Below are 21,995 nucleotides of genomic sequence, written 5' to 3' on the forward strand. Positions count from 1 at the left end.
CGGCGACTACGGCCCCGACGCGGGCACCGCGAGCGACACCCGCGGGCCCGGCGGACAGGTCGAGTTCGCCCGTGTCACCGAGCCCGGCAACTTCGGCTGGCCGTACTGCACCGGCGCCAACGACGCCTACCGCGACTACGACTTCGGCTCCGGCGCCTCGGGCGACGCGTTCGACTGCGACGCGCCCGTGAACAACTCGCCGCACAACACCGGGCTGACCGAGCTGCCGCCCGCCCAGCCCGCCTGGATCCCCTACGACGGCGGCTCCGTCCCCGAGTTCGGCAACGGCTCCGAGTCCCCGATGGGCGGCCCCGTCTACCACTACGACGCCGGCCTCGACTCGGCCGTGAAGTTCCCCGAGGAGTTCGACGGGGACTTCTTCGCCGGCGAGTTCGGCCGCCGCTGGATCAAGAACATCAAGGTCGACGGCTCCGGCGGGATCCAGTCCATCAACGACTTCCCCTGGTCCGGCACGCAGGTGATGGACATGGCGTTCGGGCCCGACGGGGCGCTGTACGTCCTGGACTACGGCACCGGCTTCGGCAGCGGCGACGACTCCAGCGCGCTCTACCGGATCGAGCACGTACCGGCGGGCCAGGCAGGCGGCGCCAAGGCCGGCGACGAGCCGGAGGCGGTGAAAGCCGGCGGCGCGGACAGCGGCGCGCCGAAGGCCGCGAGCGCGGCGTCGGTGGAGCTGAAGCTCCCCGGCGACGGGCAGCTCTTCGAGTTCGGCGACGCCGTGCCGTTCGAGATCGAGGTGACCGACCCCGACGGCGGTGAGGTCGACTGCTCGAAGGTGACGCTCGACTACCTGCTCGGCCACGACTCGCACGCCCACCACCTCGCGTCCGCCTCGGGCTGCTCCGGCACCCTGCAGACGCCCCAGGACGGCGGGCACGACGTGAGCGCCAACATCTTCGGCGTCTTCACGGCCAAGTACACCGCCGCGGACGGCACGATCGTCACCGACCAGCACCTCGCGCAGCCCCGGCACCGGCAGGCGGAGCACTTCAAGACCACCGAAGGCGTCGAGGTCGAGCAGTCGGAGTCGGCGGAGGGCGGCGCGCGGGCCGGCGGCATCGACGACGGCGACTGGATCGCCTTCAGCCCGTACCTGGTCGAGGACGGCGACTTCACCGCCCGCGTGGCGGCGGAGGCCGCCGGCGGGGCCGTCGAGGTGCGCGCCGACGCGCCGGACGGCACGCTGCTCGGCACCGTCGACGTGCCGGCGACCGGGGGCGCGGACACGTACGAAGACGTGACCACCACGCTGGCCGACGCGCCGGCGGGCACCACGACGCTGCACCTGGTCTTCACGGGCGCACAGGACGCGCCCTTCACCATCGACTCCTTCACCCTCGGCTCCGGAGGCGAACAGTGACTGACACCACCAAGCGGCGGGCCCGGCGGTTCGCCCTCCCGGCCGCCGCATGCCTGCTGCTGGGCGCCGTGGCCGCGCTGCCGATGACCGGCGCGACGGCGGCCCCCGCACCCAAGGCGCCGGCCGCGGCGGGCGACGAGGCAGCCGCCTTCGACGTGCTCGTCTTCTCCAAGACGGCCGGCTTCCGGCACGACTCGATCGACGAGGGCGTCGCGGCGCTCACCCGACTGGGCACCGAGAACGACTTCACCGTCACGGCCACGGAGGACGCCGGCGCGTTCACCGCGGAGAACCTGTCCCAGTACGAGACGGTCGTCTTCCTGCACACGACGGGCGACGTGCTCGACGCGACCCAGCAGGCCGCGTTCGAGGGCTACATCACGGGCGGCGGCGGCTACATGGGCATCCACGCCGCCGCCGACACCGAGTACGACTGGCCGTTCTACGGCGAGCTGGTCGGCGCCTGGTTCGCCTCCCACCCGGCGATCCAGCAGGCCACGGTGAACGTGGAGGACCACGCGCACGACGCCACCGCGCACCTGGACGACCGGTGGGTCCGCAACGACGAGTGGTACGACTACCGGGCCAACGCGCGCGACACCGCCCACGTGCTGGCCACGCTCGACGAGTCGACCTACGACGGCGGGCAGATGGGCGAGGACCACCCCATCGCCTGGTGCCAGGAGTACGAGGGCGGCCGGTCCTTCTACACCGGCGGCGGCCACACCGCCGAGTCCTACGCCGAGCCGGACTTCGTACGCCACCTCCTGGGCGGCGTCCGCTGGTCGGCGGGCGCGATCGAGGCCGACTGCGGCTGACCCCCGCGCCCCGAGGGCCCGTCGTCGCCGCGAGGGGCGGCGGCGACGGACCGGCCCCCGGGCCGGCACGGGGAACGGGCGGCACGCCGAACCGCCCGTTCGCCGGACCCAGGTGCCCGGCCACATCGGCCGGGCACCTGGCCCGTTCCCGGGCCGGCCGGCGTGACCGGCGGGTCCGGCCGTCCGGCGGCGATCGGGCCGGGAACGGTTCCGGGTGCCCGCCCCCTCAGACGTCCTGAATCCGGCGCCAGGGCCGGTCGGCCTCCAGCGCGAAGGCCAGTTCCAGCAGCGTGCGTTCGTCGCCGTGGGCCGCCGAGAGCATCACCCCCGCCGGCACGCCGCCCGCGGGTCCCGGGTCGGCCGCCGGGGCGGGCAGGGAGATCGCCGGGCTGCCGCCGATGTTGTTGATCGGGGTGAAGGCCACGTACGCCCGGAGGCGGTTCAGCAGTTCCTCGTACGGGACGTTGGGCGAGAGGTGCCCGAGGCGCGGGGTGGTGTGCGCGAGGACCGGGGACAGCAGCACGTCGTAGCGGGTGAGCGCCGCGTCGTACGCCTCGTCCGCGGCACGGCGCAGGCGGCGCAGGAACGCCGGGGTCGTGTGCATCCGGCGCAGGTACGTCGCCCGCAGGCCCTTGCTGAGCCCGTCCATCCGGCGGCCGTCGAAGTGCCGGTCGTACACGAACCGGCCGCCGGCGCCCGCGAGGAAGGCGAGCATGCCCCAATAGGAGATGAAGTCCTGCTCGAAGCGGCCGTCGAGCGGCAGCGCGTACGGCTCGACCATGTGCCCCTGCCCCTCCAGCACGGCGGCGACGGCGGCGACGGCCGCGCGCGTGGCCGCGTCGGTCCTGGCGCCGGTCGGCGACTCGGCCACCAGGCCGATCCGCAGGCGGCGCGTGCCCGGGCCCTCGACCAGGCCCAGCGGGGGCATACGCGGGTTGCGCCAGTGCCGCTCGGCCGCGGCGAGGAACGCGGCGGTGTCGCGCACGGACCGGCTCAGAACGCCGTCGGCGACCATGTCGATCGGCAGCCGGCGGCCCGTCTCGTTGGCCACGACCCGGCCCCGGGTCGGCTTGAGGCCGACGAGCCCGCAGCACGCGGCGGGGATGCGGATGGAGCCGCCGCCGTCGTTGGCGTGCGCGATCGGCACCGCGCCGGAGGCGACGAGCGCGGCGCTGCCGCCGGAGGAACCGCCGGGGGAGTACGACGTGTGCCAGGGGTTGCGGACGGGCTCGTCGTTCTCGTACTCCGTGCTGGCGTTGAAGCCGAACTCCGGCAGCCGGGTCTTGCCGAGGAACGTCATGCCGGTGCTGAGGAACTGACGCGTGAACGGCGCGTGCCGCGGGGCGGGGCGCGGGGTGAAGGCGGCGCTGCCGTGGCCGGTGGGCAGGCCGCCGTAGTCGGTGTTGTCCTTGAGCAGGGTGGGCACTCCGGCGAGCGGGCCGGTGGCGGCTGTCTCCGGCTCGCCCGGTCCGTGCGCGTCGTAGGCGGGGACGGCGACGGCGTGCAGCTCGGGGTCGACCAGGCGGATGCGCTCGACGGCGGCCCGGGCCAGCTCCCCGGCGCTGACCTCGCCGTCGCGGACGAGCGCGGCGAGGGCGACGGCGTCGTGCGCACCCAGGGCGTCGTCCCGGAAGGCGTGGACGGGCCCGCGGTCCGCCGGTGCCGCGGCTCCCGCGGGGGACCCGGCGCTGCGGCCACCGCGCCGGGCCGCCGTGCGGCGCCTGCCCGCGCCGGCGCGCTCGCGGGCGGCCCTGCCGTCCTGCCGGTCCTCGGTGACGTCGTCGGTCATGGCCTGCCTCCCGGCTGGGGCAATGCGGCGGCCATCCGGTCCACCGCCTCGGTCACCACCTCGGGTGAGGTCGCGAAGTTGAGCCGCGCGTGGCCCGCGCCGCCCGTGCCGAACGGGATCCCCGACGCCAGCGCCACGCGCCCGTGCTCCAGGAACACCGCCGCGGGGTCGTCCCCGAGGCCCAGCGTCCGGCAGTCGAGCCAGGCCAGGAACGTACCTTCCGGAGGGCGGTACTCCACTTCCGGCAGCCGCTCGGCCAGCAGCCGCCCGAGCAGCCGCCGGTTCCCGTCCAGCCCGGCCAGCAGCGCGTCGAGCCACGGGCCGCCGTGCCGGAGCGCCGCCACGTGTGCGATGACCCCCAGGTGGCTGGCCCCGTGCGCGACCTCCTCCGGCATCAGCGCCAGCTCGCCCGCCGACTCCTCGCCGGCGACGGCCACCGCCGCCTTCAGCCCCGCGAGGTTCCACGCCTTCGACGCCGACAGCAGGGCGAAGCCCCGCTCCGCGCCGGGCGCGGTCAGATACGGCACGTGCCGCGCGCCGGTACCCGGCGGCACGAGCGGGGCGTGGATCTCGTCGGCGACGACCCGCACCCCGTACTCCCCGGCGAGCGCGGCGACCTGCGCCAGCTCGGCGGCGGTGTGCACGGTGCCGGTCGGGTTGTGCGGGCTGCACAGCAGGAACGCCGCGCGGTGGCCGCCGGAACGGGCGGCGGCGAACGCCTCGGCCAGGGCGGCGAAGTCGAGGCGGCGGTCCGCGCCGAGCGGGGCCTCGACCACGCGGCGGCCCAGGTTCTCGGTGAAGGCGTAGAACGGCGGATAGACCGGGGAGTTGACGACGACGGCATCGTCCGGGCCCGTGACCAGCTTCAGCACCTCGACGATGCCGAGCATCACGTCCGGCACGAGGGCGATCCGCTCGGCCGGCACCCGCCAGTCCCAGCGGCGCTCGGCGAACTCCGCCAGCGCCTCCGCGTACGGCTCGACGGTCGCGTACCCCGTGTCGCCGCGGCCGATGGCGTCGCGCACCGCCTCGGCGACGGGCGCCGCGAGCTGCGTGTCCATCTCGGCGACCCACAGCGGCAGCACGTCGGGCGGATACGCCCGCCACTTCATCGACGTCCGCCGGCGCAACTCCGCGAGCGCCGGCCCGCGCAGCGGGTCGGCCGCCTCGGCGCCGGGCGGCGCGTGCGGGGTTCCGGCGCTCATCGGCGCCCGCCGGCGCGACGTGGCGGGGCGGGCCGGGTGAAAAGGCTGTTCGATCGGGCCATGCCCGCCATGGTAGGTCGGCTCACCGACACCGGACCTGCGATTTCACGCCTCCCGACGCGGCGGTTACCGGCCGCTCGGCGGGCGCGGTCCGGTCTCGCCGTCCGCGAGCTGTTCGAGCCACCTGCGGTGCGCCCCGCCGAACGGTTCCGTGCCCGCCGCCACCGCCGCCATCAGCCACTCGGCCGATGCCCTCGCCCGGGCCACGGTCTCCTCCGCGTAGCCGTAGCGCACCCGGTGTTCGTCGAACTCGTCCTCGTCCAGCAGCCGCGGCTCCCGCTCCCCGCGCCGCCGGGCGACGTCGAGGTCCAGGTCGACCATCGTGACCTCCGCGGCCGAGCGCCACCGCGGCGGCGTGGTGATGTCCGCATAGAGCTCGGTGGTGCGCGGGGGGGCGTTGAAATCGGCGGTCCACCAGGCGTCCCGGGGGAAGAGCGCCACGTACGCGCACGCGAAGGTCACGGGCGGGCCCGCGCCCTTGCGCGTGGTGCCGCCGGCCGGCTGGCCGAGCCACACGCCGTGCTCGTCCTCGCCGAGGCGGCGCATGGTCGAGTTCCAGTGCAGGGTGCCGTCGTACTTGCGGTAGATCACGCGTACCAGGTCGGCCATTGCGGGATCATAGCCCCGGCGGCGGCCCGCCGGGCGGCGCCCCGGCACCGGCCCGGCGTCAGCCCGTCGGCTCCCCGTTGAGCTGGGCGAACTGCAGCCGCAGCCCGTCCACGAGCGCCCGCAGCCCGGTTTCGAAGGCGCCCTCGTCCACCTCCCGCCGGTGCGCCGCCAGCAGATGCGCCCGGCCGAGGTGCGGGTAGTCCTCCGGGTCGTACGCCGCGGGGTCGGTGACGAAGCCGCCCGCGAACGAGCCCAGCGCGGAGCCGGCGACGTAGTACCGCATCAGGGCGCCGACGCGGGTGGCCTCTGCCGGCGGCCAGCCCGCGGCGACCATGCCGCCGAACACGGCGTCCGCCAGCCGCAGCGCCGCCGGCCTGCGGCCGGGGCCCTGGGCGAGCACCGGCACGATGTTCGGGTGCGCGGCCAGCGCCGCCCGGTACGACCTGGCCCAGGCGAGCAGCGCCTCGGGCCACGGCGTGGGGTCCGCGAACATCGACAGGTCGACTTCCCCGACGACGGCGTCGACCGCGGCGTCCAGCAACTCGTCCTTCGTCTCGAAGTGGTTGTACAGCGACGGCCCGCTGACCCCCAGTTCGGCGGCGAGCCGCCGGGTGGACACCGCCTGCAGCCCCTCGGCGTCGACCAGGGCGAGCGCCGCCGTGACGATGCGCTCACGGCTCAGCAGGGGCTTGCGGGGGCGGGCCATGCCGCACATGTTAGAGCGGGCGGGACGGAAACTAGCAGCGCTAACCCGCGTCGGGGGCCGCTCCGGTCCCGACCCGTCACGCCCGGTCCGCAGGCCCCTAAGCGCTTGCTCAGCGTCGGCGGTAGGGTGTTCCCCGCTGCACCCGGGAGAGCGGAGAGCGAGCATGCAGGACGTCCAGGACCCGGCGGCCTGGGGCGGCGTCGAGCCGGAGGCGGCGCAGCGGCTGCTCACCGCGGGGGTCGAGTCCTTCGCGGAGCGCGGCTACCACGCCACCACCACCCGCGACATCGCCGGCCGCGCCGGGATGAGCCCTGCCGCGCTGTACATCCACTTCAAGACCAAGGAAGAGCTGCTCTTCCGTATCAGCAGGGTGGGCCACGAGCGGGCGCGGGCGATCATCGCCGCGGCGGCGGAGTCCGACGGCACGGCGGAGGAGCGGCTGGCGCGCGCCGTCCGCGCCTTCGTGCGCTGGCACGCGGAGCACCACACCACGGCGCGCGTGGTGCAGTACGAGCTGGCGGCGCTCGGCGAGGAGCACTACGCGGAGATCGTCGCGCTGCGGCGGGACATCGACCGGCTGGTGCGGGGGATCATCGAGGACGGCGTACGGGACGGCGCGTTCGCGGTGGCCGATGTGCCGGGGACCGCGCTGGCCGTGCTGTCGCTGTGCGTGGACGTGGCGCGGTGGTTCAGTGCTTCGGGCCGCCGGCCGCCGGACGAGCTGGCGGCGCTGTACGCGGACCTGGTCGGCCGGATGGTCGCGGCGCCGGGCACCGGGGACGCCCGGCGGCAGGGCCCTCAGAAGGAGTAGCGGACCACCGACTCCGCGACGCACACGGGCTTCTCGCCGCCCTCGCGCTCGATCGTGTACCGGAGGGTGAGCTGCACGCCGCCCGCGACCTCGGTGACGTCCGTGATCGTGGCGGACGCCCGCAGCCGGGAGTTCACGGGGACGGGTGCGGGGAAGCGCACCTTGTTCGTGCCGTAGTTGATGCCCATCCGGACGCCCGCGACGTCGATGAGCTGCGGGCCGAAGAGCGGGAGCAGCGAGAGCGTGAGATATCCGTGGGCGATGGTCCCGCCGAACGGGCCGCCCGCAGCCCGCTCCGGGTCGACGTGGATCCACTGGTGGTCGCCGGTCGCCTCGGCGAACAGGTCGATGCGCCGCTGGTCGATCTCCACCCAGTCCGTGTGCCCCAGTTGCTCGCCCACCGCGCCCTTCAGCTCGTCGGCCGAGGTGAACGTGCGGGGCTCTGCCATGGCGTGCCTCCCGGGGCGGGCGTGGGTGCGTGCGGGATGGTCTAAGCGACTGCTTAGCATGGTGGCGCCGCGGCCCCTCTGTCAACGGCCCCGCCCGGGTGCGGCTCCCGCCGGAGAGGGTTCCCCCCGGCATACCGACCGGTTAGTCTGCGCGGTGTCGGCAACCGGGGCGGCAACCGTGGAGAGGCGGGCACCGTGGGCAGCGTGCGCAAGGCGCGGGCAGTGGTCACCGGGGGCGGCGCGGGCATCGGCGCCGCGCTGGCGCGGCGGCTCGCCGCCGAGGGCGCCCGCGTCGCGGTCAACGACCTCGACGCCGCCGCGGCCCGCGCCGTCGCCGCCGAGATTGGTGGCGTCGCGCTGCCCGGCGACGCCTCCGGTGCCGTACCCGCCGCCCGCGAGGCGCTCGGCGGCATCGACCTCTTCTGCGCGAACGCCGGCCTCGCCACGGGCGGCGGCCCCGAGGCCCCGGACGACGAGTGGTCCGCCGCCTGGGACGTCAACGTCATGGCACACGTGCGCGCGGCGCGCGAGCTGCTGCCGGAGTGGCTGGAGCGCGGTGAAGGCCGGTTCGTCGCCACCGTCTCGGCCGCGGGTCTGCTGTCGATGGTCGGTGCCGCCCCGTACAGCGTCACCAAGCACGCCGCGCTCGCCTTCGCCGAGTGGCTGTCCCTGACCTACCGCCACCGCGGCATCGCCGTGCACGCGGTCTGCCCCCAGGGCGTACGCACCGGCATGCTCCGCGCCACCGGGGCCGCCGGGGACCTCGTCCTCGCCCCCGGCGCCATGGAGCCGGAGCAGGTCGCCGACGCCGTCATGGCCGGCATCGCCGAGGACCGGTTCCTGATCCTGCCGCACCCCGAGGTCGCCGGTTACAGCGCCGTGCGCGCCACCGACCCGGACCGCTGGCTGACGGGCATGAACCGTCTGCAGCGGACACTGGAGGACGGCCCCGGCTGAGCCGGACGTCCCGCGGACCTTCCCGGAGACCGTGACGGGCCGGGCCACCGGGGCCGACACTGGAGGCCGGAACGACGAAGGGCGAGAGCATGGCGACGACGACGGGCGGGACCAGCGGCAGGGTGCCGGAGCGGCTGCTCGCCGCCGCCACACGGCTCTTCGCGGAGCGGGGCTTCGACCGTACCTCGGTGCAGGAAATCGTCGAGGCCGCGGGCGTCACCAAAGGCGCCCTCTACCACTACTTCGGCTCCAAGGACGACCTGCTGCACGAGATCTACGGCCGCCTCCTGCGGCTCCAGCAGGAGCGCCTCGACCACTTCGCGGCCCTGGACGCCCCGGTCGAGCGGCGGCTGCGGGCGGCGGCGGCGGACGTCGTCGTCACCACCATCGACCACCACGAGGACGCGCTGATCTTCTTCCGCTCGATGCACATGCTGGGCCCGGAGAAGTCCAAGGAGGTACGGGCGGAGCGGCGGCGTTACCACGAGCGCTTCCGCGGCCTCATCGAGGAGGGCCAGGCCGCCGGGGTGTTCTCCACCGCCACCCCGGCCGACCTGGTGGTGGACTACCACTTCGGCGCGCTGCACCACCTGGGCACCTGGTACCGCCCGGACGGGCCGATGTCGGCCCGGGAGGTCGGCGACCACCTGGCGGAGCTGCTGATGCGGGCCCTGCGCAGATAGCGACGGCGGGCCCGCGCCGTACGGCTCACGCGCCCGGCGCGTACTTCCTCAGCTCGCGCCGGGCCAGCGACCGCTGGTGCACCTCGTCCGGACCGTCCGCCAGCCGCAGCGTGCGCGCCGACGCCCACAGTTCCGCCAGCGGGGTGTCCTGACCGACGCCCGCCGCGCCGTGCACCTGCACCGCGCGGTCCAGGATGCCGGTGACCTCCCGGGGCACAGCGATCTTGATGGCCTGGATCTCCGTGTGCGCGCCGCGGTTGCCCACCGTGTCCATCAGCCACGCGGTCTTCAGCACCAGCAGCCTCAACTGCTCCACCGCCACCCGCGCGTCCGCGATCCACGTCTGCACCACGCCCTGCCGCGCCAGCTCCTTGCCGAACGCCGCACGTTCCACGGCCCGCCGGCACATCAACTCGATCGCCCGCTCCGCCATGCCGATCAGCCGCATGCAGTGGTGGATACGGCCCGGCCCCAGCCGCGCCTGCGCGATGGCGAAGCCGCCGCCCTCGTCGCCGATCAGGTTCGCCGCAGGGACCCGTACGTCGTCGAGCACGACCTCGGCGTGGCCGCCGTGCAGATGGTCCTCGAAGCCGTAGACCTGCATGGCGCGGCGGACCGTGAGACCGGGGGTGTCGCGGGGGACGAGGACCATGGACTGCTGACGGCGCGGGTCCGTTCCCTCCGGGTCGGTCTTGCCCATGACGATGAACACGGCGCAGTCGGGGTTCATCGCCCCGGAGATGTACCACTTGCGGCCGTTGATGACGTACGAGTCGCCGTCCCGCTCGATCCTGGTCTCGATGTTCGTGGCGTCCGAGGACGCGACGGCCGGCTCGGTCATCGCGAACGCCGAGCGGATCCGGCCCTCCAGCAGGGGCTCCAGCCACCGCGCGCGCTGCTCCTGGGTCGCGAACTGGGCCAGCAGCTCCATGTTCCCGGTGTCCGGCGCGTTGCAGTTGAGCGCCAGAGGGGCCAGGTGAGGGCTGCGGCCGGTGATCTCGGCGAGCGGCGCGTACTGCAGGTTCGTCAGGCCCGCGCCGTACGCCGGGTCGGGGAGAAAGAGGTTCCACAGCCCGCGGCTGCGCGCCTCGGCGCGCAGCCCGGCCACGACGGGAGGGTGGACCCACGGGTCGTCCTGCGCGGCGAGCTGCGCGGCGGCGACGGGCTCGGCGGGGTGGACGTGCTCGGTCATGAACGCGAGCAGGCGCTCGCGCAGCTCCTCGGTGCGTGCGTCGGGTGCGAAGTCCATGGCCGGATCAGCCCTCCTGCAGCGTGGTGAGGCCGCCCGCGATGAAGCGGGGCACCAGCTCGCCGATGCGGTCGAAGCCGGCGCCGACGGTCTGGCCGAGCGTGAAGCGGTAGTGGATGCCCTCCAGGATCACCGCGAGCTTGAAGTATGCGAAGGCCGTGTACCACGCGACGCGGGAGACGTCCCGGCCGGACCGCTCGGCGTATCTGGCGGTGATCTCGGCGGCGGTCGGGTGACCGGGCGCGCCGGCGGTGGTGGCGATGGGGGAGTCGGCGCCCAGCGCGGGGGCGCTGTACATGGCCAGCAGGCCGACGTCCGTGAGCGGGTCGCCGAGGGTCGACATCTCCCAGTCCAGCACGGCGGTCACGGTGTCGCCGGCGTCGACGAGGACGTTGTCGAGGCGGTAGTCGCCGTGGACGACGGCGGGTGCCGCGGCGGGGGGCAGGTCGCGGGCGAGGCCGTCGTGCAACTCCTCGATGCCGGGCAGCTCGCGGCTGCGGGAGGCGCCGAGCTGCTTGCCCCAGCGGCGGAGCTGGCGCTCCAGGAAGCCGTCGGGGCGGCCGAAGTCGCCGAGGCCGGCGGCGGCCGGATCGACGGCGTGCAGCCGGACCAGGGTGTCGACGAGGCCGTCGACCACGGCGCGGGTGCGCGCGGGCCCCAGGGGGGTCAGGTGTCCGGCCGTGCGGTAGACCGTGCCGGGAACGTACTCCATGACGTAGAACGGGGCGCCGAGCACGGAGTCGTCGGCGCAGAGCAGCAGGGTCCGCGGCACGGGGACCGGGGTCGGGTGCAGGGCGGTGAGCACGCGGTGCTCGCGGGCCATGTCGTGCGCGGTGGCGAGGACATGGCCGAGCGGCGGACGGCGGACGACCCAGCGGCCGGCGCCGTCGGTGACGTCGTACGTGAGGTTGGACCTGCCGCCCTCGACGAGCCGGGCGCGGAGCCCGCCGCGGACGAGCCCCGGGAGCTGCGCGTCGAGGTGACGCCGTAGCGCGTCGAGATCGAGGCCGGGCGGGTGGTCGTCGCTCATGCGGGGTCCCTCCGGGGGCGGCGGTCGACGGTATCCGGGGCCGATGCCCCGGGTCCATAGTGCCGACCGGTCGGTATGCCGTCCAGCCCGCGCCGCGGACACGCCGACCGCGGGGCGCCGCGAGGGCTCCGTGCGGTGGCGACCTGTCGCTCGGACCGTGCCGAGGCGGGTGGTGCGCTCGCCGTCAGCCCGGGGTGGTCCGGCCCCGGCGGCCCGCGCCTCGCGGGGCGCGCGGGCGCGACCGGCCCGCCGGCCGCGCGGGGTCCGAGTGCTCGGCTGTGCCGAGGCGGGTGGTGCTCAGGGTGTGTTCGCGTCTGTCCCGGGGGGCCGGGCCGCCGGCAATGTGTGCCGCCGGGGCCGTATGCGCGCCGGCTGCGCGGGGCGGGTCGCTCGGGCTGTGCCGAGGCGGGTGGTGTCCGTGTCCGTCCTTTTCCGGACCGGTGGGGGCCGGGCCGTCCACGGCCCGCACCATGCGGGCGCCGCGGTGTGCCGGCCTCGCGAGACCGGTCGCCGGCGCCGGCCGGGGGTGCTGCTGCGCGCCTGTCCTCGGCCGGTCGGAGTGAGGCCCACCGCTCGCCGCCCCCCCCCGCCCGTGGCCCGCGTCGCGCGGGCGCCGCGGGGGCGGCGGCTGCGGCGGGCCGGGCCCCCGGGGTCCCGCCGTGCGCGCCGCAGGCGCTACGCGTGGCAGGGCATCATCTCGCCGCCGTTCAGCGCCGCCATGTCCGCGAAGTACTGCGCCGCGTCCAGCGGGTGGCCCTCCGGCTCGCCGGCCAGCTCGCTGTATGCCCGGTGCAGGTTCGCCACCAGCCGCTCCGGCTCCCCCAGCTCCGCGAACGCCTCCGGGTCCGCCGCCCGCGCTGTCTCCAGCGGCGTCCGGCCCGCCGCACGGCCCTGCGCGGCCAGCTCGCCGACGTAGCGCAGATACCGCTCCACCGTGTCGAACACCCCCGCGTCCGTCACCGGCCCGTGTCCCGGCACCACCGTCTCGGCGCCCAGCGACCGCAGGTGTTCCAGCGCCCGCAGCGACCCCCCGAGCGAGCCGAACGCGACGAACGGCGTCCCGCCGCATATGGCTATGTCCCCGGCGAACACGACCCGCTGCTCCGGCAGCCACACCACCGTGTCCCCGACGGTGTGCGCCGGCCCGGGGTGCAGCATCCGGACCTCCGTGCCGCCCGTGGTCAGCGTCATCGACTCGGTGTACGTCATGTCCGGCGCCGTCAGCCGTACGTCCCCGTACTCCACCTCCGGCCACACCAGCTCCAGATGGCGCCCCGCGGCCAGCACCTGTTGCCGGCATGCGGCGTGGCCGACGACCGTGGCGGGGGCGAAGACGCTGTTGCCGTACGTGTGGTCGCCGTGGTGGTGGGTGTTGACCACGAGCGCCGGGTCGGGTGCCCCGCTGGCGAGCACCGCCTCGCGCAGCAGCCGTGCCCGGGGCTCGGTGGCCGCGGTGTCGACGAGCAGGGTGGTCGTGCCGTCGCTGACGAAGCCCGCGTTGCTCAGGCACCAGCCGCCGTCCGGCTGGACGTAGGCGTGCACGCCGGTGGCGAGCTGCACGGAGTACGGCGTGCGGGCCGCGTCGACCGCGCGGTCCACGATCTGCGCCGGTGTGCCGTCGATGGGTACCGCGGCCCCGTGCTCGTCGGGCGCCAGCGGTTCGAGCGCCGCGAACTGGGCGTCCAGCACGTCGTGGGGGACGAACAGCTCCTTGCGCTCGGCCAGTCGCGCGCCGATCAGGCGCCGGGAGCCCTCCAGGTGCAGGAAGTACACCCCCGGCACGGCCGCCGCGAGCCGGTCGCGGTCGCGGCGGCGCAGGGCGGGCCGGCTGACGACGCCGCCGCTCGCGGACCGTCTGCGCAGCCAGGCGGTGACGGCGGCGTCGGGCGGCCCGTCGCAGGCGTGGGGGAGGCCGGCCTCCCGGGCGATGTCCGTGCCGTCCGCGTACGGCACGTTCAACCGCTCGGCCAGCTCCCGGCCCACCGTGGTCTTGCCGCAGCCGGACACGCCCATGACGACGATCAACGGCACGGTGACGGCCATGCGCATGCCCCCTCAAGACAACGCCCGCCTGCGCGGTGGTGCTGTCCTGCGAGCTTAGAACCCGGCCGGCACGCGCGGCGGCCCGCGAGCCGTCCGCGGGCGCCGGCCCGCGTCACAGGAGCAGCGCCGCCGCGGACAGCGCGGACGCCACCACGCACAGGCCCGCTGCCACCGCGAGCCCGGGCGGCATCGACGCCGGTGCGGCGGAGGCCAGTTGGTTGATCCGACGCTGGCCCGCGGCCAGGAACACCAGCCACGTGCACAGCGCGAGCGACAGCCCCGCGTACCGGCCCGCCGAGGCGCCCTCGACGACCACCCGCCGTATCTCCAGCACCACCACGACGGCGAACGTCAGCGTGGTGCGCCGCCACGCGAAGCGCGTACGCTCCGGCTGCGCCGCGGGGTCCCGGGGGTCGCTCACCGCCCCGTCCCGATCAGCACCACCACGATCAGCGCCACCGCCGCCACCGCCGTGCCGACGGCGAGCAGCCCCGGAAAGCGGGACTCCGGCAGGTCCTCGCCGCGGCGCATCGCCCGCTCGCAGCGGATCCAGTGGTTGACGGCCCGTACCGCGCAGACCGCTCCGCCCGCCAGCAGCACCGCGGCGATGACCGTACGGAAGGGGCGGGACATCTCATCCAGGAACTGGTCGGCGGCGATGCCGCCGCCGACGAGCGCCAGCGCGGTCCGCACCCACGCGAGGAACGTCCGCTCGTTGGCGAGCGAGAAGCGGTAGTCCGGCGTGCGGCCTTCACCGCGCAGCCGCCGGGGCGCGAACCACAGCCGCACGGCGGACGGACGTTCGGGGTCGCTCACGGCCTCGACCCTAACCGAACGCCGCCGCGCACCCGGCGGCCGACCCGCCCCGCCCGCGGCGCGGCCCGCGGCGGGCGAAGTGCCCGGCGCCCGGCGGTTGACGGGCGGACGCCCAGTCAACAGGATCTGAACCGACCGGTAACCTTCGAAGGGGCGGCAGCCATGGTCTACGACGCCGACGTCATCGTGATCGGAGCGGGGCTCGCCGGCCTCGCCGCGACCGCGGAACTGGCCGACGCCGGACGCAGGGTCATCCTGCTGGACCAGGAGCCGGAGCAGGCGCTCGGCGGCCAGGCGCACTGGTCCTTCGGCGGCCTGTTCTTCGTCGGTTCGCCCGAGCAGCGCCGGATGCGCATCCGCGACAGCCGCGAGCTGGCCTGGCAGGACTGGCTCGGCACCGCCGGCTTCGACCGCGCCGAGGACCACTGGCCGCGCAAGTGGGCCGAGGCGTACGTCGACTTCGCCGCCGGTGAGAAGCGCTCCTGGCTGCGCTCCATGGACGTCTCGTTCTTCCCGGTCGTCGGCTGGGCCGAGCGCGGCGGCTACGACGCGGAGGGCCACGGCAACTCCGTACCCCGCTTCCACATCACCTGGGGCACCGGTCCGGGCCTCGTCGCCCCCTTCGAGCGGCGGGTACGCGAGGCCGCGGAACTGGGCCGCGTGGAGATGCGCTTCCGCCACCGCGTCACCGGCCTCGCCCGCAGCGCCGGCGCCGTCGACACCGTCAGCGGGGAGATCCTCCAGCCCAGCGACGCCCCGCGAGGCATGGCCAGCAGCCGGGAGGTGGCCGACACCTTCGAGCTGCGCGCCCAGGCGGTGATCATCACCTCCGGCGGCATCGGCGGCAACCACGACCTCGTCCGCGCTCACTGGCCCGAGCGCCTCGGCGCCCCGCCGGAGAAGCTGCTCTCCGGCGTCCCCGCGCACGTCGACGGGCTGCTGCTCGACGTCGCCGGGGCCGCCGGCGGCCGGCTGATCAACCGCGACCGGATGTGGCACTACACCGAGGGCATCGAGAACTGGGACCCCGTCTGGGCCCGGCACGGCATCCGCATCCTGCCCGGCCCCTCCTCGCTGTGGCTGGACGCGACCGGCCGGCGGCTGCCCGTGCCGCTGTTCCCGGGCTTCGACACGCTCGGCACGCTGGAGCACATCATGAAGTCGGGGTACGGCTACACCTGGTTCGTCCTCAGCCAGAAGGTGATCGAGAAGGAGTTCACGCTCTCCGGCAGCGAGCAGAACCCGGACCTGACCGGCAAGAGCGTGCGCGACGTGCTGGGCCGGGCCGGCTCCGGGGCGCCCGCCCCGGTGCAGGCGTTCATGGACAACGGTGCCGACTTCATCGTCGAACGCGACCTCGGCACGCTGGTGCGCCGGATGAACGAGCTGACCGGCGACAAGCTGATCGACGAGGAGGCGCTGCGCCGCACGCTCGCCGCGCGCGACCGCGAGATCGGCAACGCCTACACCAAGGACATGCAGATCACCGCCCTGCGCGGCGCCCGCAACTTCCTCGGCGACAAGCTCATCCGTGTCGCCTCCCCGCACCGCTTCCTGGACCCGAAGAACGGCCCGCTCATCGCCGTGCGGCTGAACATCCTCACCCGCAAGTCCCTCGGCGGGCTGGAGACGGACCTGTCCTCGCGGGTGCTCACCGAGGGCGGGGAGCCGCTGCCGGGCGTGTACGCAGCGGGGGAGGCCGCCGGTTTCGGCGGGGGCGGCGTCCACGGGTACCGCTCGCTGGAGGGCACCTTCCTCGGCGGCTGCCTCTTCTCCGGCCGCGCCGCGGGCCGCGCCGCCGCGAAGGCGGTGGGCTGAGGGCCCGCACGGGCCGCCCGCCGCCTAGGCGTCCGTGCCCGGCGCCGGGGCCGGGTCCGGCGCCGGGCCGGGCACCCGGGCCTTCGTCTCCGCACGCCGCGCGCCCAGCAGCCCCGCGCCCGCGATGAGCCCGCCGGCCAGCAGCGTCACCAGCCCGAACGACACCGTCAGCGATGTCGCGTCGGCGACCTGCCCGATCGCCGCCGGGGCCACCAGCCCCGAGGCGTACATGATCGTCGCCACCCCCGCGATCGCCTGGCTCGGCGCCTGGGCGGACCGCGCCGCCGCCGCGAAGACCACCGGAACCACCACCGCGATGCCCAGGCCCAGCAGCCCGAACCCGGCCATCGCCTGCGCCGCGGCGGAGGAGGTGACGATGAGCACGCCGCCCAGCGTCGCCAGCACCCCGCCCGCGCGCACCGTGCGCACCGGGCCGAGGCGTTCCACGACCGCGTCGCCCAGGAGCCGGGCCACGGCCATCGTCAGCGCGAAGCCCGTGGTGCACGCGGCGGCGAGACCGGCGGAGGAGTCCATCTCGTCGCGCAGGTAGACGGCCGACCAGTCCAGGCTGGCGCCCTCGGCGAACACCGCGCAGAACCCCACCACGCCGATGAGCAGCGCGGACTTCGGCGGCAGGGCGAAGTGCGGCGGCGGCTCCTCCTCGGCGTGTGCGACGGGCGCGAGCACCCAGCGGCAGGCGACGGCCGAGACCGCGGTGAGGACGCCGGCGGCGAGCGCGAAGTGCACCCGGCCGTCCAGACCGGTGTGCGCGGCGACGGTGCCCGCCGCCGAGCCCGCCAGCGCACCGCCGCTCCACATGCCGTGCAGCCCGGACATGATCGAGCGGCCGAGCCGCTGTTCGACGTCGACGCCGAGTGCGTTCATGGCGACGTCCGCCATGCCCGCGGTCGCTCCGTACACGAACAGGCCCGCGCACAGCGTCGCGAGACCGGGGGCGAGCGCCGGCAGCACCAGCGCGAGACACCACAGGACCATCAGCCCGCGCAGCGCACGCCGGGCGCCGAAGGTGTGGCTGATCCGGCCCGCGAGCGGCATCGCGGTGGCGGCTCCGAGCGCGGGCATCGCCAGGGCGAGGCCGAGCTGGCCGGCGCTGATCCCGGCGTGGTCCTGCACCCAGGGGACCCGGGTGGCGAAGCTGCCGGTGACCGCGCCGTGCGCGGCGAACACCGCCGCGACGGCGTACCGCGCCCGCCGTATCTCGCCCGTGCTCGCCACCCGGCCTCCTCCGCCCGCCCGTTGAGTCCCGTCCGGGCACCGGCCGGTCGTCCCGACCGGCCCCTCATCTGTCCAACCAGCTCGATTCCCGCTCACGATCGCACACGAACACGTGCGGCCGAGCACGGTGGTGCGATCCTCCCGGTGTCCTTTCCCCGTGTCAGGGGTCTTGCCTCGTGCCGCCGCGCCCTCTACGTTTTGCGCTCAGACATCCCACCTCCTACGTCCCATGACTCCGGAGTCGCCGCATGCGCACCTCGACCAGCCTCCTGTTCCTCTCCGCGACCGCCCTCCTCGGCACCCTGGCCGCCGGCCCCGGCACGGCGGCGGCCGACGCCGGAGCCACGGCGTCCGCCAAGGCCCCCTGCACGTCCTCGGTCCCCTACAGATCCGGCGAGGGCGGCTACGACACCTACCGCATCCCCGCCAGCATCAAGACCCGCGGCGGCTCCCTCCTCGCCTTCGCCGAGGGCCGCGTCGGCGGCGCCGGGGACAGCGGCAACATCGACGTCGTCGTCCGCCGCTCCGAGGACGGCGGCTGCACCTGGGGCCCGATGTCCGTCGTGGCCGCGGGCGGCGGGAACACCCGCGGCAACCCCGCGCCCGTCGTCGACCCGAAGACCGGCGACCTGGTCCTCGTCACCTCGTACAACAGCGGCGAGGTCACCGAGGCGCAGATCATGCGCGGCGAGGCCACCGCCGAGCAGAGCCGGCGGGTCTTCGTGCAGCGCTCCACCGACGACGGCCGCACCTTCGGCGAGCCGCGGGAGATCACCGCCGACGTCAAGCTGCCGCAGTGGCGCTGGTACGCGACCGGTCCCGGGCACGCCGTCGCCCTCCGGCACGGCCCGAACCGCGGCCGGCTCGTCATCCCGTCCAACCACTCCACCTCCCCGCCGGCCGGCTCCGCCGACACCGGGCAGGAGGCCAGGTACTACGGCGCCCACGCCATCTACAGCGACGACGGGGGCCGCACCTGGCAGATGGGCTTCATCGACGACCAGTACGAGGGCGAGATCAACAGTAACGAGAACATCGCCGCCGAACTGCCCGACGGACGCCTGTACTTCAGCACCCGCGACCAGAACGGCACCTCCGAGGGCAACCGCCTCGACACCTACTCCAGCGACGGCGGCACGAGCCTCGACCGGCCGTACGGGGTGCAGCAGGACCTGAACGAGGTGCCCGTCGTCCAGGCGAGCGTGCTGCAGCCCGTGGGGCGGCACGCGCCGCTGCTGTTCTCCGGCCCGTCGAACCCGGAGAAGCGCGAGAAGATGGCCCTCTGGCGCAGCGACGACGCGGGGCGCAACTTCACCAAGGTGACGACGCTGTCGCAGCAGCCCGCGGCGTACTCGGACCTGGTGCAGGTCAACGGCCGGACGCTCGGGATCCTGTACGAGACGGGGGCGTCCGGGTCGTCCGAGACCATCGAGTTCCGCCGCCTGGACCTGCGGAACCTCGACGGCTGACGCGACGGGCGGCGCCGTACGCCCGCCGACGGCGACCGACGGTGCCTGACGGCCGGTCGGTCGGGTGCTGCCCGCCCGCCGCCGGCGTGCCGGGGCTTTCCCCGGCGCACCGGCGGCGGCGGGCGCGACCTAAAATCTCCTTGTGGTGGCGATAGGCGTGCTGGGCCCGCTCGCCGCCGAGGTCGACGGCGTGCCGGCCGAACTCAGCGGCCCGCGCCAGCGTGCGGTCCTCGCCCTGCTGCTGACGGCGCGCGGGGAGACGCTCTCCGCGGACCGGATGATCGACGACCTGTGGAACGGGGCGCCGCCGCCGCGCGCACGAGCCTCGCTCCAGGCATACGTCTCCCATCTCCGGCGCGGACTGGAACCCGGCCGCTCCCGCCGCGCCCCGGCCCGGCTGCTGGTCAGCACCCGGCCGGGCTACGCCCTGCACCTGCCCGAAGAGGCCGTGGACGCCTGGCGCTTCGAACGGGCGCTCACCCGGACCCGGCATCTCCTCGCGCCGGACCCGGGGCGGGCGCGTACGGAGACGGCGGCGGCGCTGCGGCTGTGGCGGGGCGCGGCGTACGCGGAGTTCGCCGACGCGCCCTGGGCGGCGGCCGAGACCGCCCGCCTGACAGGGCTGCGGCTGACCGCCCGCGAGATCCACGCCGCGGCGACCCTCCGCCTCGGCCGCCCCGGGGGACCGGTCCCCGGCCCGGGGACCGACCCGGCCACCGCACCCGCCGCCGAAGACGCCGTCCTCGACGGGCTCGACGCCGGTGTCGCCGCCGGGCTGCTCACCGAGCCCGGCCCCGGCCGCGTCCGCTTCGCCCACACCCTCGTACGCGACACCCTTTACACCGATACCAGCGGTCTGCGCCGCGCCCGGCTGCACGCCGCCCTCGGCCGGGCCCTGCGCGAGCTGCGCCCCGACGACGTCTCCGCCATCGCCCACCACCACCTGCGCGCCCCCGGCACCGCCACCGCCCGCACCGCCGTCGACTACGCCGTACGCGCCGCCGCCCTCGCCGGGCGCCGCTACGCCCACGACACCGCCGCCGGACTGCTGGGCCGGGCCGTCGCGTGCGTCGATCGCCACCCCGCGGCGTTCGCCGGTGAGGACGCCGCCGCCCGCGTCGTCGCCCTGCTGGGGCTGCAGTTGCAGGCGCGGGCCCGCGGCGGCGCCGTCGTCGAGGCGCAGGCCGTCCGCGCCCGTGCCATGGACGTCGCCGAGCGGCACGGCCGCGACGACCTGCTGGTGGAGGCGCTGACCGCCTGGACCGAGCCCACCGCCTGGGAGCGCAGGCCCTACCCGCAGGAGGACACCCGCGCCGCCGCCGTGCTGCGCCGTCTGCTGGCGGACCGCACGCTCGACGACGCCGTCCGCTGCCGGCTGCTGGACGCCCTCGCCGCCGCCGTCGACAGCTCCGCGGGCCCCGTGCACGCGGGGCGGGCGGCGGCGGCCGAGGCCGTCGACCTGGCGCGCGGCCTCGGCGACCCGGGGCTGCTCGCCCAGGTGCTCGCCACCCGGAGCAGGGCCATGGACTGGGAGATCGACCCCGCGCCGCGCGAGAAGATCGCCGCCGAGCTGGCGCAGCTCGCGGCGGAGCACGACATGCCCACCTACGCGTGGTTCGCCGCCTACCTGGCGGCCGGGACCGCCGCCGTCCGGGGGGACGTCGCGGCGATACGCCGGCACGTCGCCCGCGGGCTGGAGATCGCCGAGACCCACCGGCTCAGCGAGCCCGACGCGGTCCGGCACGTCCAACTGGCCGCGCTGCACATGGCCGGGGACCGCCTCGCGGCGGCCGAGCGCGGCTACACCGAGGCCGTCGCCCGGTTGCGCGCCAACGGCTCCCCGCACGCGCAGGACAGGTGGACGGTGTCGCGCTTCGCCCTGTGCTGGCGCAAGGGCCGGCCGGCGGAGGTGCTGCCGGAGCTTCGGGAGGCGCTGTCGGTGTACGGGGCCCTCGCGGGCGACTCCCTCGCGCTGGCCCTGATCGACGCCGGCCGCCCGGACGAGGCCCGCGCCGTCCGCGCCGAACGACCGCCCATCAGGCAGGACTTCTTCTACTCGCTCTTCCTCACCGCCCGCGCGCTGGCCGTGGTGGCGCTGGAGGAGCGGGACGAGGCCGAGGGCCTGCTGGCCGAGCTGCTGCCGCTGCGCGACGTGGTCGCGGGAGCCGCGAGCGGGTGCCTGGCCCTGCGGCCCGTCGCCCAGACGCTCGGCGACCTCGCCCTGCTGCTGGGCCGTACGGACCAGGCCGCGGACCACTACGCGCACGCCGCCACCGTCGCCCGCCGCTGGCAGGCGCCGCGCTGGCTGGCGGACGCCGAGGCGGCGCTGGCCGCGCTGCCGTACCGGTCTCGAGCTGGGTGCCGATCCTGATGTTCACCATCCTGTTCGGGCTCTCCATGGACGACGAGGTCTTCCTGCTCTCCCGGATCCGGGAGGACTGGCCGGCCACCGGCGACGCGCACGGCAGCGTCGTCCGCGGCCTCGCGGCGACCGGGCGCGTCATCACCAGCGCGGCGGCCATCATGATCGCGGTGTTCACCGGATTCGCGATCGACCCCGACGTGACGGTGAAGATGATCGGTGTCGGCATGGCGGTGGCGGTGCTGGCGGACGCGACGGTCGTCCGCACGGTGCTGGTGCCGGCCACGATGACGCTCCTCGGGCGGGTGAACTGGTGGCTGCCCCGCTGGGCGGACCGGCTGCTGCCGGAGCTGCACCTCGAACCGGCCGCGTCCGCCGCCCCCGCCGCGCACCCGGACCCCGCGGCCCCGGCGGACCCGAGGGCCCCGTCGGCCACCGGGGAGACCGGCGGCGGCAAGGGGCGGGTCCCCGTCGGCGGCGGAGGATGACAACGCCGGGAGGGGC

At 75.4% G+C, this 21,995-nt stretch carries 20 protein-coding genes; 9 read left to right on the plus strand and 11 right to left on the minus strand.

The window, feature by feature from the left end; genetic code table 11:
• Positions 1 to 1,381, plus strand: a 1,381-nt coding sequence (locus I003_RS32540; protein WP_037721078.1) for a carbohydrate-binding protein, incomplete at its 5' end; no start/stop codon positions are given.
• A gap of 83 nt (positions 1,382 to 1,464) precedes the next feature.
• Entirely contained in the window at positions 1,465 to 2,199 is a 735-nt protein-coding gene (locus I003_RS0117530) for a ThuA domain-containing protein (protein WP_486584270.1), read from the plus strand.
• A gap of 226 nt (positions 2,200 to 2,425) precedes the next feature.
• On the opposite strand, the gene I003_RS0117535 is transcribed toward I003_RS0117530, so the two are convergent.
• The 4 genes from I003_RS0117535 to I003_RS0117550 form a co-directional block, all read right to left on the minus strand.
• On the minus strand, positions 2,426 to 3,988 hold the full coding sequence (locus I003_RS0117535; protein ID WP_027772694.1) for an amidase: 1,563 nt from the start codon (positions 3,986 to 3,988) through the stop codon (positions 2,426 to 2,428).
• The gene (locus I003_RS32545; RefSeq protein WP_037721080.1) at positions 3,985 to 5,193 is read right to left on the minus strand and encodes an aminotransferase class I/II-fold pyridoxal phosphate-dependent enzyme; all 1,209 of its coding nucleotides are present in this window, start codon (positions 5,191 to 5,193) and stop codon (positions 3,985 to 3,987) included. Before I003_RS32545 ends, I003_RS0117535 begins: the two co-directional genes overlap by 4 nt.
• Positions 5,194 to 5,319: 126 nt before the next feature.
• On the minus strand, positions 5,320 to 5,862 hold the full coding sequence (locus tag I003_RS0117545) for a ribonuclease FAU-1 family protein (protein WP_027772695.1): 543 nt from the start codon (positions 5,860 to 5,862) through the stop codon (positions 5,320 to 5,322).
• A 58-nt stretch (positions 5,863 to 5,920) separates the two neighbouring features.
• Positions 5,921 to 6,568, minus strand: coding sequence for a TetR/AcrR family transcriptional regulator (locus I003_RS0117550; protein WP_027772696.1), 648 nt, complete (start codon positions 6,566 to 6,568; stop codon positions 5,921 to 5,923).
• Between the two features lie 163 nt (positions 6,569 to 6,731).
• Here I003_RS0117550 and I003_RS0117555 point away from each other — a divergent pair, with 163 nt between their 5' ends.
• Positions 6,732 to 7,379: a TetR-type transcription factor C-terminal domain-containing protein gene (locus I003_RS0117555; protein WP_027772697.1), complete on the plus strand. Its 648-nt coding sequence runs from the start codon at positions 6,732 to 6,734 to the stop codon at positions 7,377 to 7,379.
• On the opposite strand, the gene I003_RS0117560 is transcribed toward I003_RS0117555, so the two are convergent.
• Positions 7,367 to 7,828, minus strand: a complete 462-nt coding sequence (locus tag I003_RS0117560) for a MaoC family dehydratase (RefSeq protein WP_027772698.1) — start codon at positions 7,826 to 7,828, stop codon at positions 7,367 to 7,369. The genes I003_RS0117555 and I003_RS0117560 overlap by 13 nt on opposite strands.
• Before the next feature lie 195 nt (positions 7,829 to 8,023).
• Here I003_RS0117560 and I003_RS0117565 point away from each other — a divergent pair, with 195 nt between their 5' ends.
• Positions 8,024 to 8,785 (plus strand): SDR family oxidoreductase, encoded by a 762-nt coding sequence (locus I003_RS0117565; RefSeq protein WP_027772699.1) that lies wholly within the window; start codon positions 8,024 to 8,026, stop codon positions 8,783 to 8,785.
• Between the two features lie 89 nt (positions 8,786 to 8,874).
• The gene (locus I003_RS0117570; RefSeq protein ID WP_027772700.1) at positions 8,875 to 9,468 is read left to right on the plus strand and encodes a TetR-type transcription factor C-terminal domain-containing protein; all 594 of its coding nucleotides are present in this window, start codon (positions 8,875 to 8,877) and stop codon (positions 9,466 to 9,468) included.
• 25 nt (positions 9,469 to 9,493) lie between these two features.
• Here I003_RS0117570 and I003_RS0117575 read toward each other — a convergent pair whose 3' ends face one another.
• The 5 genes from I003_RS0117575 to I003_RS0117595 form a co-directional block, all read right to left on the minus strand.
• Positions 9,494 to 10,717, minus strand: a complete 1,224-nt coding sequence (locus I003_RS0117575; protein WP_027772701.1) for an acyl-CoA dehydrogenase family protein — start codon at positions 10,715 to 10,717, stop codon at positions 9,494 to 9,496.
• Positions 10,718 to 10,724: 7 nt separating this feature from the next.
• The gene (locus I003_RS0117580; RefSeq protein ID WP_027772702.1) at positions 10,725 to 11,747 is read right to left on the minus strand and encodes a phosphotransferase family protein; all 1,023 of its coding nucleotides are present in this window, start codon (positions 11,745 to 11,747) and stop codon (positions 10,725 to 10,727) included.
• A gap of 675 nt (positions 11,748 to 12,422) precedes the next feature.
• Entirely contained in the window at positions 12,423 to 13,790 is a 1,368-nt protein-coding gene (locus I003_RS0117585) for an MBL fold metallo-hydrolase (protein ID WP_027772703.1), read from the minus strand.
• Between the two features lie 112 nt (positions 13,791 to 13,902).
• Positions 13,903 to 14,211 (minus strand): DUF202 domain-containing protein, encoded by a 309-nt coding sequence (locus I003_RS0117590; RefSeq protein ID WP_027772704.1) that lies wholly within the window; start codon positions 14,209 to 14,211, stop codon positions 13,903 to 13,905.
• The gene (locus I003_RS0117595) at positions 14,208 to 14,606 is read right to left on the minus strand and encodes a DUF202 domain-containing protein (RefSeq protein WP_027772705.1); all 399 of its coding nucleotides are present in this window, start codon (positions 14,604 to 14,606) and stop codon (positions 14,208 to 14,210) included. The genes I003_RS0117590 and I003_RS0117595 overlap by 4 nt, the downstream gene beginning before the upstream one ends.
• A 162-nt stretch (positions 14,607 to 14,768) precedes the next feature.
• Between I003_RS0117595 and I003_RS0117600 the strand changes: the two genes are divergently transcribed.
• Complete coding sequence (locus I003_RS0117600) at positions 14,769 to 16,424, plus strand: FAD-binding dehydrogenase (RefSeq protein WP_027772706.1); 1,656 nt, start codon at positions 14,769 to 14,771, stop codon at positions 16,422 to 16,424.
• A gap of 24 nt (positions 16,425 to 16,448) precedes the next feature.
• Here I003_RS0117600 and I003_RS0117605 read toward each other — a convergent pair whose 3' ends face one another.
• Positions 16,449 to 17,660: an MFS transporter gene (locus I003_RS0117605; RefSeq protein WP_027772707.1), complete on the minus strand. Its 1,212-nt coding sequence runs from the start codon at positions 17,658 to 17,660 to the stop codon at positions 16,449 to 16,451.
• A 248-nt stretch (positions 17,661 to 17,908) separates the two neighbouring features.
• Here I003_RS0117605 and I003_RS0117610 point away from each other — a divergent pair, with 248 nt between their 5' ends.
• From I003_RS0117610 to I003_RS0117620, 3 genes are all read left to right on the plus strand, one after another.
• Entirely contained in the window at positions 17,909 to 19,129 is a 1,221-nt protein-coding gene (locus I003_RS0117610; RefSeq protein ID WP_027772708.1) for a sialidase family protein, read from the plus strand.
• A 142-nt stretch (positions 19,130 to 19,271) separates the two neighbouring features.
• Positions 19,272 to 21,500 (plus strand): AfsR/SARP family transcriptional regulator, encoded by a 2,229-nt coding sequence (locus tag I003_RS0117615; protein WP_486584265.1) that lies wholly within the window; start codon positions 19,272 to 19,274, stop codon positions 21,498 to 21,500.
• Entirely contained in the window at positions 21,500 to 21,979 is a 480-nt protein-coding gene (locus I003_RS0117620) for an MMPL family transporter (RefSeq protein WP_486584266.1), read from the plus strand. Before I003_RS0117615 ends, I003_RS0117620 begins: the two co-directional genes overlap by 1 nt.
• Positions 21,980 to 21,995: the final 16 nt, after the last annotated feature.

This window comes from Streptomyces sp. CNQ329 (genome assembly GCF_000482585.1).